Source organism: Bulleidia sp. zg-1006 (assembly GCF_016812035.1).
Classification (GTDB): Bacteria; Bacillota_I; Bacilli_A; order Erysipelotrichales; family Erysipelotrichaceae; genus Bulleidia.
In genome coordinates this window covers 1,427,732-1,442,470 of sequence record NZ_CP069178.1, presented here as the reverse complement: position 1 = coordinate 1,442,470, position 14,739 = coordinate 1,427,732, and the positions used below count along the sequence as shown (strand labels likewise).

The window sequence follows — 14,739 nt, the reverse complement described above, 5'->3', positions numbered from 1 at the left end:
TTATCCAGAAATGCTCAAACAAGTAAAGTCCATGTAATAAAATTCACGTAAAAAACCATCAAGAAAACAAGAGAAACGGGTCAAGAAAAAAATTCAAAAAAAAGATTTGACTAATGGTAGCGTTTTCATTAAGATATAAGTGTATCGCAATCGTTAACGGGAACGGTTACGAAATGAATCATAAAGCGGGAGGAAAAATATGAAACGCTTATTCAAACTAGGCATGGCATCGTTGATGGCCGCCACAATGTTAGTGGGATGTGGAAAAGCTCCCACAGCAAACAAGAAACCAAAAGGGAAAGTGTATTATTTGAACTTCAAGCCGGAGGCAGATGCACAATGGCAAGAGTTAGCTAAATTGTACACGAAGGAAACGGGTGTTCCTGTGACTGTATTGACAGCGGCTTCCGGTCAATACGAGCCAACTTTAAAAGCGGAAATGGCTAAGACAGATGCGCCAACCTTATTCCAAGTAAATGGTCCTGTCGGATTAGCCGGTTGGAAAGATTATTGCTACGATTTATCGGGTTCGAAGATTGTTGGAGAATTGTCTTCTAATGATTTCACATTGAAAGATGGAAAGGCAATTGCCGGTGTTGCTTATACAGTAGAAACGTATGGTTTGATTTACAACAAGAAATTATTAGCCAAAGCCGGTTATAAGCAAGAAGACATTAAGTCTTTCGCCGACTTGAAGAAAGTGGTTGAAGATATTACAGCACGTAAGAAATCTTTGGGATTCGCCGCTTTCACTTCTTCCGGTATGGAAGGTTCTTCTGACTGGCGTTTTAAGACCCATTTGGCAAACTTACCTATTTACTATGAATACTTAGCAGATGGTATTAGCACAACAGATGCGATTAAGGGAACTTATTTAGCAAATTATAAGAATATTTGGGACTTATACATCAATAATTCGACGGTTGCTCCTACTCAATTATCTGTTAAAAAGGGTGATGACGCTGTGGCTGAATTTGTGAAGGGTGCCGCTGTTTTCTATCAAAATGGTACATGGGCTTATAACGATATCACAGCTGTAGGTGATGACAACTTAGGCATGTTGCCAATTTATATTGGTGCACAAGGCGAAGAAAAACAAGGCTTATGTACAGGTACAGAAAACTACTGGAGCGTGAATAAGAAAGCAAAACAAGAGGATATTCAGGCAACATTGGATTTCATGAATTGGTGTGTGACATCGGAAACCGGAATCAAAGCTTTATGCGGTGCTGAAGGAGCTATGCCTAGCGGTGAAGCCGGTATGGGACTTGTAACACCATTTAAGAAGAACTTGAAGTCTAAGAACCGTTTAGTAACCATTGCAAATGAATATGTTGAAAAAGGATTCACTCCTGTTTCATGGAACTTTACAACCATGCCTTCTGAAACATGGAAGAATGGTGTTGGATCGGCTTTAACAACTTATGCGGCAAAACAGACGGATGCGAACTGGGGAGCAGTGAAGAAAGCTTTCGTAGAAGGTTGGGTTGCTGAAGTAAAAGCTACAAAAGCAAAAAAATAAGTATAAAATGTATCGGTATTTGGCAGCAGGTAAGTTTTAATACTTGTTGCCAATCTATTTTTAGAGGTGAGATATGGGAAAAAACATAAAAAAATATTGGGCTTTATTCCTGATTCCGACAATGGGGGCTTTTGCGATTGGATTTGTGATTCCTTTCTTACTGGGGATATATTTATCCTTTTGTGAGTTTAGAACGGTTACGGATAGTCAATTTGTGGGTTTAGCCAATTATATAAAGGCTCTATCGGACACAGTCTTTCAACACTCTTTTTTCTACACGGCGGCCTTCGCCTTGGTGACGGTCATTGTGATTAATGTGGCGGCTTTTGCATTAGCGGTAGCATTAACAAAGAAGCTAAGAGGAACAAATATATTCCGTACCATATTCTTTATGCCTAACTTAATTGGCGGAATTGTTCTTGGTTATATTTGGCAATTGATTTTCTCGGGTATTTTATCGCAATGGAATACCGCTTTGAATTTAGATGCCGGAGTTGGTTTTGTGGGATTGGTTATCTTGGTTTGTTGGCAACAAATTGGATACATGATGATTATTTATATTGCCGGCTTACAGTCCATTCCTCAAGAAGTTATGGAAGCTGTTGAAATCGATGGTGCGAGTGCTTGGAATAAATTAACCCGGGTAACATTGCCGATGATGATGCCTTCTATCACGATTTGTACCTTCTTATCGGTCACTAACGGATTTAAGCTTTTCGATCAAAACTTGGCTTTAACAGCCGGGGAACCGGCTAAGATGTCAGAAATGATGGCATTGAATATTTATAATACCTTCTATGGTCGTGTTGGTTGGGAAGGCGTTGGTCAAGCAAAGGCGGTTATCTTCTTCATTATTGTTGTGGGCATCGGTTTAATACAATTGCGTTCCACCAGGGAAAGAGAGGTTCAACAGTAAGATGGTTAAGGAAAAGAAAAATCATGTTGGATTAAGTGCTGTTTTATCGGTTTTATCTATTAGTTGGATTTTACCTATCGTAGTTGTCTTAATCAATTCATTTAAAAACAAAATTTGGATTAGTGATGAACCTTTTAAACTTCCTAATGCGGAAACGTTTACGGGCTTGTCCAACTACATCATGGCGATGAAAAAATATGGTTTCTTAGAAGCTGTTGGTTGGACGGTGTTTATCACAGTAATTAGTGTTGTGTTGATTTTAATTTGTACATCTATGTGTGCATGGTATGTGACCCGTGTGAAGAATAAAATCACAAAATTGATTTATCTATTATGTGTGTTCTCAATGGTGGTTCCTTTCCAAATGGTTATGTTTACTTTGAGTTTGGTAGCTAACCGTCTTGGCTTAGTGACGCCTTGGGGAATTGTGATTATTTATTTAGGCTTTGGGGCTGGATTGGCGGTCTTCATGTTTTGTGGATTTGTTAAGTCAATTCCAATTGAAATTGAAGAGGCGGCTATGATTGATGGTTGTTCCCCGGTACAAACTTTCTTCTTGGTTGTTCTTCCAATTATGAAGCCGACTTATATTTCGGTTGGCATTTTGGAAACCATGTGGATTTGGAATGATTTCTTATTGCCATATTTAGTGTTAGATGTGAAGAAATATAAGACAATCTCAATTGTCATTCAATACATGAAGGGCAGCTATGGTCGTGTGGATATGGGAGCTATCATGGCGTCCTTGATTATGGCGGTTGTACCTGTGATTATATTTTATTTGAGTTGCCAAAAGTATATTATAAAAGGCGTTGCGGCAGGGGCAGTGAAAGGATAACAATAAACCATGAGCAAGGCATTAACAATCAAGGATATTGCAAAATTATCGGGGTTTAGTACGGGGACGGTCTCTCGTGTATTAAATAATCGTCCGGATGTGAGAAAAGAAACCAAAGAAAAGATTGAAAAGATTATTCGAGATAATCATTATCAGCCGAATGTTAATGCGAAACAGTTAAAGAAAACTATCAGTTCCAATATCGTCATTATTGTCAAAGGATATGGGAATATGTTGTTTGCGGATTTGTTGGAACAAGTACAAGGAAATCTTTCAAAAAAAAGAGAAGAAGCTTCAGTGATATTCATTGATGAAAATCAAGATGAAGTCTTGACGGCATATCAGATGTTGATTGAAAAAAAGCCGAAGGGATTTATTTTCTTGGGTGGAAATTTAGATAATTTCAAAGGAAACTTTAAAAAAATCTCGGTTCCGTGTGTCCTATTGACTTGCGATGCTAGTGGATTGCCCTTTGATCATTTGTCCAGCTTTACGACCAATGATGCTGGTGGGGCGGCTAGTGCAATTCAATATTTATTAGAGAATCATCATCAAAAAATCGGTATTGTCGGAGGGACAGAGAATTCTCAAATTACACAATTGCGTGTGAGTAGTTGTATGGAAGTTTTACAAAATCATCATGTGAGCTTTCATACAGATTATTATGAGGATAGTCGCTTTTCGATGGAAGGTGGTTATGCCGGAACGGTAGCCTTGCTAAAAAGACATCCCGATATTTCGGCTATCTTTGCGGTTTCCGATACCATTGCCGTAGGAGCGATGGCGGCGATTCGAGATAGTGGCAAAAAGGTTCCGGAAGATATTTCGATTATTGGATTTGATGGAATCGGATTGGGACACTTTATCTATCCAAGACTTTCAACCATTCACCAAGATACGCAAGAATTGGCGAAGCGAGGGGTGGATGATTTGTTGTTAAGAATCGCTTATCACGGGCATGGAGTTCATGAAGAAATACCTTATCAATTGATAAAAGGTGCAAGTATCAAAAAGTTATAAATAAATAGGAGATGGAATATGAAACGAAGTGCAGGAGTGTTGTTGCCGATTGCTTCTTTACCATCAGAATATGGTATTGGGACAATGGGGGAACAAGCCCGTAAATTCATTAAGTTTTTAAAAAAAGCAAAGCAGACTTATTGGCAAATTTTACCAATTGGTCCAACAGGCTATGGAGATTCTCCTTATCAATCGTTTTCTACCTTTGCGGGTAATCCCTATTTCATTGATTTAGACGATTTAAGAAAAGATGGATTATTAAAGAAGGAAGAATATACTTCCATCCATTGGGGGAAAAATAAACATAAAATTGATTACGGAGCTATTTATAAGAATCGTTTTCAAGTCTTAAGAAAAGCCTGTAATCGCATCACGCAAAAGAAGCGGGATGAATTCAATCAATTTGTGGTGGATGAGTCCTACTGGTTAGAGGATTATGCCTTATACATGGCGACGAAGGAATCTTTAGGTGGTATTGCTTTACAAGAATGGCCAAAGAGTATTCGGATACGAGAAGAGGAAGCTTTGCAATCCTTACGCATGGAATTGAAGGATGAAGTATTGTTTTGGAAAAAGATTCAATATTTATTTTATAAACAATGGCATCAACTGAAAGCGTATGCTAAGGAGCATGGCATCGATATGATTGGGGATTTGCCAATCTATGTATCGGAAGATAGTGCTGATGTCTGGTGCAACCCTAAGTTGTTTCAGTTAAATAAAGAGTATGTGCCAACTGAGGTGGCAGGTTGTCCGCCGGATGGTTTTTCTGCAGATGGACAAGTGTGGGGCAATCCTTTATTCGATTGGGAATATCTGAAAAAGAATAAGTATGACTGGTGGGTTCTAAGAGTGAAACATCAATTACGCTTTTATGATGTTTTACGCATTGATCATTTCCGAGGTTTTTCTTCTTATTATGCCATTCCATTTGGCGATACAACAGCGGTGAACGGTCGTTGGTGTAAAGGCCCCGGTTATGATTTATTTAAAACCATCAAAGAGAAATTAGGGGATGTTAGTATCATTGCGGAAGACCTTGGTTTCTTAAGTGATGATGTTCGAGAATTATTAAGTCAAACAGGATATCCGGGAATGAAGGTATTGCAGTTTGCATTTGATTCCAGGGGGACGGATTCGGTGTATTTGCCGCACACCTATACGCATAATTGTGTGGTTTATGCGGGTACTCATGACAACGATACCATCCAAGGTTGGATTAAAACAGCGAATAAACAAGACGTTCAGCGAGCAAAAGATTATTTCCATTTAACAAAGGAAGAAGGCTTTCATTGGGGTATAATTCGTGCACAATACGCTAGTGTAGCAAATTTAGCAATAACACAGTTCCAAGATTTATTGGGTCTAGATAATAAGGCTCGTATGAATGTGCCATCTACTCTTGGTAATAATTGGGTGTATAGATGTCATAAAGAAGATTTTAGATTAGATTTAGCAATTAAATTGGGTAAATTGTCTGAGATTTATAGACGCTATTACCCCGAACAGTGAAAGGAAATAAATATATGTCAACAGTTACATTGAAAAATATTGTTAAGATTTATCCGAATCAAGATAAGAAGAAAACTCACAATCTTAAAGTTACAGAAGAAGGCGTGTTAGCTGTTCAGGATTTTAACTTAGAGATTGCTGATAAAGAATTTATTGTTTTAGTTGGTCCGTCGGGCTGTGGTAAATCCACAACATTGCGTATGATTGCAGGTTTGGAAGAAATTTCAAAGGGACAATTGGAAATTGATGGTAAGGTTGTGAATGATTTGGCTCCTAAGGAAAGAGATATTGCGATGGTGTTCCAAAACTATGCGTTATATCCTCATATGACGGTTCGTCAAAATATTGGTTTTCCATTAAAGATGCAAGGCGTTGCTAAAGAGGAAATTAATCGTCGCGTAGAGGAAGCGGCGGAAATTTTAGGGATTAGTGAATATTTAAATCGTAAGCCGAAGGCATTATCGGGTGGTCAGCGTCAGCGTGTGGCGATTGGTCGTGCCATTGTGCGTGAGCCAAAGGCTTTATTGATGGATGAGCCTTTATCGAACTTAGATGCGAAATTACGTAATCAAATGCGTGCGGAATTGATTAAATTAAGACAAAGAATCAACACCACTTTCGTTTATGTTACCCACGACCAAACAGAAGCGATGACCTTAGGTGATCGTATTGTTATCATGAAAGATGGCGTTATCCAACAAATTGGTACGCCTCAAGAAGTGTATGAATCACCTGCAAATTTATTTGTGGCCGGATTTATTGGGGTGCCTCAAATGAACTATTTTGATGGTCATTTGAAAGTGAATGATCAAGGACAATATAGTGTTGTGGTTGGAAATAAAGAAATTGTGTTATCCGAACAAAAACAAGCCAACTTAGCAGCGAATAAAGTAACTGAAAAGGAAGTGATTGTTGGGGTAAGACCGGAGAATATTCAATTAGTGAAGGATGAATCAGCTTTACAAGCAATCATTGAGGTTAGTGAAATGATGGGCAGCTCTATCAATTTACACGCTAATTTTGAAGGGAATGAAATGATTGTGATTATTCCAACGATGAATGCGAGTGAGGCTCGTGATTTAAAGATTGGTCATATGGTGCATTTCGGCTTTAGTAATCAAGTGATTCATTTGTTTGATAAAGAAACAAAAGTGAATTTGGAAACGGCGGTTATTCAGTAATGGTAGAAAGGTCTTGAATAAAGACCTTTCTATATGCTTATCCATTCGTTGGCTTGGATGAAAAAATATCAGTAAATTTAATCAATTTTGATTGACATCATAAAAGAAAATGGAGTATCATTTATGAGCTTATGAATGAACCTTGCCATGCGAGGTTATTATTTATTAAGAGCGTGGCACACTAGGTACTGTGTGCATGAGAAAGGAGCTAAACAATGCCAACAATCAATCAATTGGTTCGTAAGGGTCGTCAAGACAATATTTATAAGTCTAAGTCACCGGCGTTAAATCGTGGTGTGAATACTCTTAAGAACAAAATGACGAAGCTAAGTAGTCCACAAAAGAGAGGGGTTTGTACTCGTGTCGGTACTATGACACCTAAGAAGCCTAACTCTGCATTGCGTAAGTATGCCCGTGTTCGTTTATCGAACGGTATGGAAGTTACAGCTTACATTCCGGGAATTGGTCATAACCTGCAAGAACACTCGGTTGTTATGATTCGTGGTGGTCGTGTGAAGGACTTACCCGGTGTTCGTTATCACATTATCCGTGGAACATTAGACTGTGCCGGGGTTACAGACCGTAAGCAAGGTCGTTCTTTATACGGAGCGAAGAAGCCAAAGGCCGCTAAGTAATAGAGGGGAGAAAGTAGAATATGCCAAGAAAAGGTTATGTAGCAAAGCGTGATGTACTACCGGATCCAATCTATAACTCAAAGTTAGTTACGAAATTGATTAACAAGATTATGATCGATGGTAAGCGCGGTACAGCGCAAACGATTTTATACGATTCATTCGCATTAATCGAAAAGAAGACAGGTGAAAATCCAATGGAAGTCTTCGAAAAAGCATTAGCTAATGTAATGCCTCAACTTGAATTGAAGGTTCGCCGTGTTGGCGGTGCTAACTACCAAGTTCCTGTTGAAGTTTCGGCTGAACGTAAATTGACATTAGGGTTGCGTTGGCTTGTCAGTTTCGCCCGTTTACGTCATGAAAACACAATGGAACAAAGATTAGCGAATGAAATTATGGATGCGGCTAATGGAATTGGTGCTTCCGTGAAGAAGAAAGATGATACTCACAGAATGGCAGAAGCTAATAAGGCATTTGCGCATTTCCGTTGGTAATTTAGAAAGGATTTAGGATGGCAAGAGAAATATCACTAGATAAGATGCGTAATATCGGTATCATGGCGCACATTGATGCCGGTAAGACAACAACGACAGAACGTATCTTGTACTATACGGGTAAAATTCATAAGATTGGTGAAACTCATGATGGTGCTTCCCAAATGGACTGGATGGCTCAAGAACAAGAACGTGGGATTACAATTACTTCTGCGGCAACGACTTGTCAATGGCATGATACACGTATCAATATCATCGATACACCGGGTCACGTCGACTTTACAGCTGAGGTTGAACGCTCCCTTCGTGTCTTAGATGGTGCGGTAACAGTCTTAGATTCCAAAGCCGGTGTTGAACCTCAAACCGAAACGGTTTGGCGTCAAGCAACGGAATACCATGTGCCTCGTATTGTTTTCTCAAATAAGATGGACGCAACTGGAGCAGACTTCATGATGTCTGTTCACAGTATTGGTGACCGTTTAGGTGCCAAAGCGGTTGCAATCCAAATGCCTATTGGGGCTGAACAAGATTTCCGCGGTATCATCGATTTAGTTGAAATGAAGCAACGTGATTATGAGGGTGAAACGAATAAGTTCACCGATCATGAAGTGGATGCTCAATTCAAGGATGAGGCTGAAACAATGCGTGCGGAAATGTTGGAAGCAATTGCGGATTATGATGATGAATTGATGATGAAGGTCTTAGAAGGTGAAGAACCGACGGTTGCTGAAATCAAGCGAGCAATTCGTGCCGGTGTTTTGACTTCTGAATTCTTCCCTGTTATGTGCGGGTCAGCTTATAAGAATAAAGGTGTTCAATTATTATTGGATGCAGTTGTAGACTATTTGCCTTCTCCAACAGATATTCCGGCAATAAAGGGTACTTTAGAAGATGGTAGTGCAAGTGAACGTCATCCTTCTGATGATGAACCATTCTCAGCATTAGCGTTTAAGGTAGCGACTGATCCATTCGTAGGTCGTTTAACTTATTTCCGCGTTTATTCCGGTCGTGCTACTTCCGGTAGTTATGTTTTAAACTCAACGAAGGATAAGAGAGAACGTTTTGGACGTTTGATTCGTATGCATGCTAACCAAAGAACAGATATTGATGAAGTATTCGCCGGTGATATTGCCGGTGCAGTTGGTTTAAAGAACACAACCACCGGTGATACATTATGTGCTGAAAATTCACCAATTGTTTTGGAATCGATGATTTTCCAAGAACCTGTTATTCAGATGTCGGTTGAACCTAAGACTAAGAATGACTCACAAAAGATGGATGAAGCCTTGGCGAAGTTGGCGGAAGAAGATCCAACTTTCAAGACTTATACGGATGAAGAAACAGGACAAACGATTATTGCGGGTGTCGGTGAATTGCAATTGGATGTCATCATGGACCGTATGAAGCGTGAATTTAAGGTAGATGCAACAGCAGGTGCTCCACAAGTGGCTTACCGTGAAACAATCCGTTCAGAAGCGGAAGTACAAGGTAAGTTTGTTCGTCAGTCCGGCGGTCATGGTCAATACGGTGATGTTTGGATTCGCTTTAGTCCAAACCCGGGCAAAGGTTTTGAATTTGAAGATGCCACGGTTGGTGGATCGGTTCCTAAGGAATTCATCAAGCCAACTCAACAAGGTTTGGAAGATTCTTTGAATTCCGGTTTAATTGCCGGTTATCCAATTGTGGATATTAAGGCTGTCTTATTTGATGGTTCTTACCACGATGTCGACTCTTCGGAACAAGCGTATAAGATTGCGGCTTCCTTAGCATTAAGAGAGGCGGCTAAGAAGTGTAATCCTGTTATTCTTGAACCTATTATGGCAGTGGATATTACAGCTCCAAGTGATTACTTGGGTGCGGTAATGGGTGACGTTACAAAACGTCGTGGTCAAATTCGTGAACAAGAAGAAACCGGTAACGCTATTAAGGTAAAGGCATTTATTCCTTTATCAGAAATGTTTGGTTACATTACAGACTTGCGTTCATTCACTCAAGGACGTGGAATTTATACCATGTTTATGGATCACTATGAAGAAGTTCCAAAGAGCATTGCGGAAGAAATTATCAAGAAGAACACAACAAAATAAGATTTGAAAAATATTGCATTGTCCAGTCACTTACTATAAAATTAAGCTAGACGGAAAAGTATAAAATACTAGGAGGAAAAATATTATGGCAAAGGAACATTTTGACCGATCGCTGGAACATGTTAACGTTGGTACTATTGGTCACGTTGACCACGGTAAAACAACTTTAACAGCGGCAATCACAAAGTATCTATCGGAACATCCGGAAGATGGTAAGGCTAATTTTGAAGCTTACGATAAGATTGACGGAGCTCCGGAAGAAAAGGCTCGTGGTATCACGATTAACTCTGCTCACGTTGAATATCAAACAAAGACTCGTCACTACGCTCATGTTGACTGTCCGGGTCATGCTGACTATGTTAAGAACATGATTACCGGGGCCGCCCAAATGGATGGTGCTATCTTAGTAGTAGCCGCTACAGATGGACCAATGCCTCAGACTCGTGAACATATCTTATTAGGTCGCCAAGTTGGTATTCCTAAGATTGTTGTTTTCTTAAACAAGTGCGATATGGTTGATGATGATGAATTAATTGATTTAGTTGAAATGGAAGTTCGTGAACTTCTTTCTGAATATGGCTACGATGGAGATAACGCTCCTGTTATCCGTGGTTCTGCTTTCCAAGCTTTACAAGACGATCCTAAGTGGACACCGGCTATCAAGGAATTATTAGATGCGGTTGACACTTACATCCCGGCTCCTGAACATGAATTTGATAAGCCTTTCTTAATGGCTGTTGAAGATGTATTCACAATCACAGGACGTGGTACTGTTGCAACAGGACGTGTTGAACGTGGTAAATTGAACTTAAATGATGAAGTTGAAATCGTTGGTATTCGTGACACTCGCAAGACTGTTGTTACGGGTATTGAAATGTTCCGTAAGATGTTGGATTTCGCTCAAGCCGGTGATAACATTGGTGCATTATTGCGTGGTATCAACCGTGATGAAATTGAACGTGGACAAGTATTAGCTAAACCCGGTTCAGTTACACCTCATACAGAATTCAAGGCTCAAGTGTACGTATTAACAAAGGAAGAAGGCGGACGTCATACTCCTTTCGTTTCTAACTACCGTCCTCAATTCTACTTCCGTACAACGGACGTTACAGGTGTTATTACATTACCTGAAGGAACGGATTTATGTATGCCTGGTGATAATGTTATGATGAACGTTACTTTATTAGCTCCTATCGCTATTGAACAAGGTACACGTTTCTCTATCCGTGAAGGTGGACGTACTGTAGGTTCCGGTTCTATTACCGAAATCGTTAAGTAATTTAAAACTTAATCTAAAAGAGTGGGTGGACCGCTCTTTTTATGTAAAAATTAAAATTAAGTAATTGTAAAATAAATGAGATCATAATGAAACATAAAAGTCAAAAATTGTGAAGTGGTAAGAAAGCAACCGTTACAGTTAAATATGCGGATAAAGACACAAAGGAAGAAATTTCTGATTCAGTGGTATTAAATACATTTATTGGTGAAGCATTAAACGAAAAAGTGAAGAAATCTCGTTAATGAAAAAAGAAGCTTAACGCTTCTTTTTAATTTGATAAAGGGCGAAGAAATATTGGATGGCTTTATAGGTAGTCGCAATCATAACAAGAATTTCAAAAGCAAGAAGAATAGGCGCATCCTTTTCTAAAATTCCCTTGATAACAAGTAGAATACCAAAAGCCATGAAAGCCAGTCCTAATAAGAAACATTCCCAAGCTTTATTTTGTTGGATTAAGCCTTCAATAAAGCCAACTTTTTTCTCTGGCTTGAAATTAGGGAATTGTGTTAAACCAGGTAACCATACACGACGGTAACGATATTCTTGAAACAATCCATAAGCCAAACCAATTAGAATGGATACTGGAATTTGTTTGAGAAAAGAATACACTAGAATACCAATAGCTAAAGCCAATACCCAACGATTTCGATATAAAGTAAAGCGCTGTGCTTCTTCATCACGAATTAAGTAACCGGTTTTAGAGAATGAGTCAAAAAGGATTTTTTGATTGTGTTTGTTTAAATAAATATTACGTCCAGCAATAGGACTTTTAGTTTGTTTAGCCATATTATTGTTTGATACCTTTACAATACGTATCGACAACGGAATAATCATCTCCCAATACAACAAGGTCGGCATCATATCCTGCCACAATCTTACCAATATGATCATCCATACCAAGTAAAGTCGCCGGATTAAGGGTACAACTATTGATAGCCGCCTCAAATGGCACAAGTGCTTCTTCCACTAAGATTCGCAAACCCTGATTTAAGCTCAAAGTTGATCCGGCAATACCACCTGTTTCGGTTAAGTGTGCTAAGCCCTTTTTATCAATCTCTACTTCATGACCCCCAAATTGGAATTTCGTTCCCTTTGGTAAGCCCTTTGCCATTAAAGCATCCGTAATCATAACCGCATAATGACTACCTTTGGTTTGAAAGAAAATATTTAAAGCTTCAGGGGTGCAATGTTGACCATCACAAATGATTTCACTATACACATTTCTTAAACGTAAGGCAGCACCAGCCACTCCATTAGCACGATGATTGAATGGAGATTGACCATTGAAAGTGTGGGTGATACTCATTGCCCCATTTGCAAAGGCAAGCAAGGCTTCATTATAAGTAGCACCACTATGACCAACGGAAACAACCACACCGTGTTGACTAGCGTACTTCGTTAACGCATGATTTGGGTCATGCTCAGGAGCCAAGGTGATGACCTTAATTAAATCGCCGGACTCTTTTTGATAGTGCTTAAACTCCTCAACCGTTCCTTGCACAATCGCTTCTGGAGGTTGGGCTCCTTTGTACTTCATGTCTAAATAAGGACCTTCAAAATGAATTCCTAAAATATCCGCTCCATCGCGACCGGCCATGTGGTTTTCCTTAACTTTACGAACATTTTGAACTGCCTTTGTCAAAACCGGATTTAATTCCGTAATGGTTGTGGATAAGAAACCGGTTACACCTTCTTTGACAATTCCCTTTGCCCATTTCTTTAATCCATCTTCTTGTGCATAGTTGGTATCATAACCATAAGCTCCATGACAATGAATGTCAATGAAACCGGGTACAATTCTTAAATTACCATAGTCCTTATCACAAGTTTCAAAATCGTAAGGAAGAATGTCCAGTATTTTAGAATCTTCTAAATGAAGAGTTGCCGGATAGAAGGAACCGGCCAACCAAATCTTTGTACTTTTTATATACATAATAATCTCCTTTTTAATAATCTTATCACGATTGAAATGAGGATACCCTGAAAGTGTTTGTACTTTTTCGTTTATGATTGATAGTTTTTAATGAAAACCATAAAAGCAATACACAAATTGATATAATCAAAACAGATGGAGGTCATATGGAAATATTTAACTTAAGTGAAACAGTGTTAGAGAACAGTAAAGCAACATTTACCGCAAAAGAAATTGTGCAACAACCTATCACATGGCGTAAGACTTTGAAACAAGTGAATCAAATTCGTCATGAACTAACTCAATTCATTGAAAAAACAACCAAACAAAATGATTTTGATATTATATTAACCGGTGCCGGTACAAGTGAGTTCGTTGGAAATAGTGTGTATTCTTACCTAAACCGTCTTTATGACTACAAAGTAAAAAGCTATGCGACAACAGATTTAACCGCTAGTCCAGAGAACTTTATTTCAGCTATGAAACCAACTTTATTGGTTAGCTATGGACGCTCGGGAGATTCACCCGAAAGTATTGGTGCTATTCAATCGGTTGAAGCTGTTAATCCGGAAGTTCATCATCTTTTTATCACTTGTAATCAAGATGGAGCTTTGAGCTTAAGAGCATCAAAAGAAGGAGAACGTTGTTTTGCGATTAACCTAAGCCCGGAAACGTTGGATCAAAGTTTTGCGATGACTTCTAGCTATTCCAATATGTATCTAGCCACTTTGTTGGCTTTTGCGAAGGAAGAATACGAAACTTTAGTTAAGTCAGTTGAAAGCCTAGCAACCAATGTGGAAAAATGGCTATTGGAAGACTTCTATTTAGCAAAAGAAGTAGTGGAACAATATCCTTTTGAAAGAATTGTTTACTTAGGAACCAATACCCAAAAAGGAGTTGCCCAAGAATCGGCCTTAAAGATGTTAGAATTAACAGCGGGTAAGGTTGTGACAATGTTTGATACACCATTAGGATTCCGCCATGGACCAAAGAGTATTATTGATGATACAACGTTGACAGTGCTTTATTTATCCGACTATGCTTATCAACGCCAATATGAATTGGATCTATTAAAAGAAATGGCAGTTCAGCGTAAAGGCAATAAGATTTTAGTGGTAGCGAACATAGAATGTTCTGAAGCGAAAGAATTAGCGGATTGGTATTATTGTTTTAATGGTGAAGAAAGGGATAATGTTGTGAATGGATTAGCGTATATTACCGTTGCTCAATTGGTGGCATTGTTTAAATCGCTTTCGTTATCCATCACACCGGATAACCCATGTCCAACAGGTGAAGTAAACCGTGTGGTCAAGGGTGTTATTTTATACCCATATAGTAAATAGGAG

The 14,739-nt window shown here is 39.0% G+C and carries 13 protein-coding genes; 11 read left to right on the top strand and 2 right to left on the bottom strand.

The window, feature by feature from the left end; all coding sequences use genetic code 11:
• The first annotated feature begins 199 nt into the window (after positions 1-199).
• From JOS54_RS07370 to tuf, 10 genes are all read left to right on the top strand, one after another.
• A complete protein-coding gene (locus JOS54_RS07370) occupies positions 200-1,522 on the top strand; it encodes an ABC transporter substrate-binding protein (protein WP_203244946.1) in 1,323 nt (440 codons plus the stop codon).
• A 73-nt stretch (positions 1,523-1,595) separates the two neighbouring features.
• The gene (locus tag JOS54_RS07365; RefSeq protein WP_203244945.1) at positions 1,596-2,438 is read left to right on the top strand and encodes a carbohydrate ABC transporter permease; all 843 of its coding nucleotides are present in this window, start codon (positions 1,596-1,598) and stop codon (positions 2,436-2,438) included.
• A gap of 1 nt (position 2,439) precedes the next feature.
• A complete protein-coding gene (locus JOS54_RS07360) occupies positions 2,440-3,276 on the top strand; it encodes a carbohydrate ABC transporter permease (RefSeq protein WP_203244944.1) in 837 nt (278 codons plus the stop codon).
• 9 nt (positions 3,277-3,285) lie between these two features.
• On the top strand, positions 3,286-4,296 hold the full coding sequence (locus JOS54_RS07355; protein ID WP_203244943.1) for a LacI family DNA-binding transcriptional regulator: 1,011 nt from the start codon (positions 3,286-3,288) through the stop codon (positions 4,294-4,296).
• An 18-nt stretch (positions 4,297-4,314) separates the two neighbouring features.
• Positions 4,315-5,808, top strand: coding sequence for a 4-alpha-glucanotransferase (malQ, locus tag JOS54_RS07350; protein ID WP_203244942.1), 1,494 nt, complete (start codon positions 4,315-4,317; stop codon positions 5,806-5,808).
• A gap of 14 nt (positions 5,809-5,822) precedes the next feature.
• Positions 5,823-6,989 (top strand): ABC transporter ATP-binding protein, encoded by a 1,167-nt coding sequence (locus JOS54_RS07345; protein WP_203244941.1) that lies wholly within the window; start codon positions 5,823-5,825, stop codon positions 6,987-6,989.
• A 215-nt stretch (positions 6,990-7,204) separates the two neighbouring features.
• Entirely contained in the window at positions 7,205-7,624 is a 420-nt protein-coding gene (gene rpsL, locus JOS54_RS07340) for a 30S ribosomal protein S12 (protein ID WP_203244940.1), read from the top strand.
• 20 nt (positions 7,625-7,644) lie between these two features.
• Positions 7,645-8,115 carry a 30S ribosomal protein S7 gene (rpsG, locus tag JOS54_RS07335; protein WP_203244939.1) on the top strand — a complete coding sequence of 157 codons (471 nt, stop codon included), beginning with the start codon at positions 7,645-7,647 and terminating at the stop codon, positions 8,113-8,115.
• Between the two features lie 17 nt (positions 8,116-8,132).
• Positions 8,133-10,202, top strand: a complete 2,070-nt coding sequence (fusA, locus tag JOS54_RS07330) for an elongation factor G (RefSeq protein WP_203244938.1) — start codon at positions 8,133-8,135, stop codon at positions 10,200-10,202.
• An 85-nt stretch (positions 10,203-10,287) separates the two neighbouring features.
• On the top strand, positions 10,288-11,481 hold the full coding sequence (gene tuf / locus JOS54_RS07325) for an elongation factor Tu (RefSeq protein WP_203244937.1): 1,194 nt from the start codon (positions 10,288-10,290) through the stop codon (positions 11,479-11,481).
• Between the two features lie 255 nt (positions 11,482-11,736).
• On the opposite strand, the gene JOS54_RS07320 is transcribed toward tuf, so the two are convergent.
• Both JOS54_RS07320 and nagA read right to left on the bottom strand, forming a co-directional pair.
• Entirely contained in the window at positions 11,737-12,267 is a 531-nt protein-coding gene (locus JOS54_RS07320) for a hypothetical protein (RefSeq protein WP_203244936.1), read from the bottom strand.
• A 1-nt stretch (position 12,268) separates the two neighbouring features.
• Entirely contained in the window at positions 12,269-13,414 is a 1,146-nt protein-coding gene (gene nagA / locus JOS54_RS07315) for an N-acetylglucosamine-6-phosphate deacetylase (RefSeq protein WP_203244935.1), read from the bottom strand.
• A gap of 146 nt (positions 13,415-13,560) precedes the next feature.
• On the opposite strand from nagA, the gene JOS54_RS07310 reads away from it, so the two are divergent.
• Positions 13,561-14,736, top strand: coding sequence for an SIS domain-containing protein (locus JOS54_RS07310; RefSeq protein ID WP_203244934.1), 1,176 nt, complete (start codon positions 13,561-13,563; stop codon positions 14,734-14,736).
• Positions 14,737-14,739 lie beyond the last annotated feature (3 nt).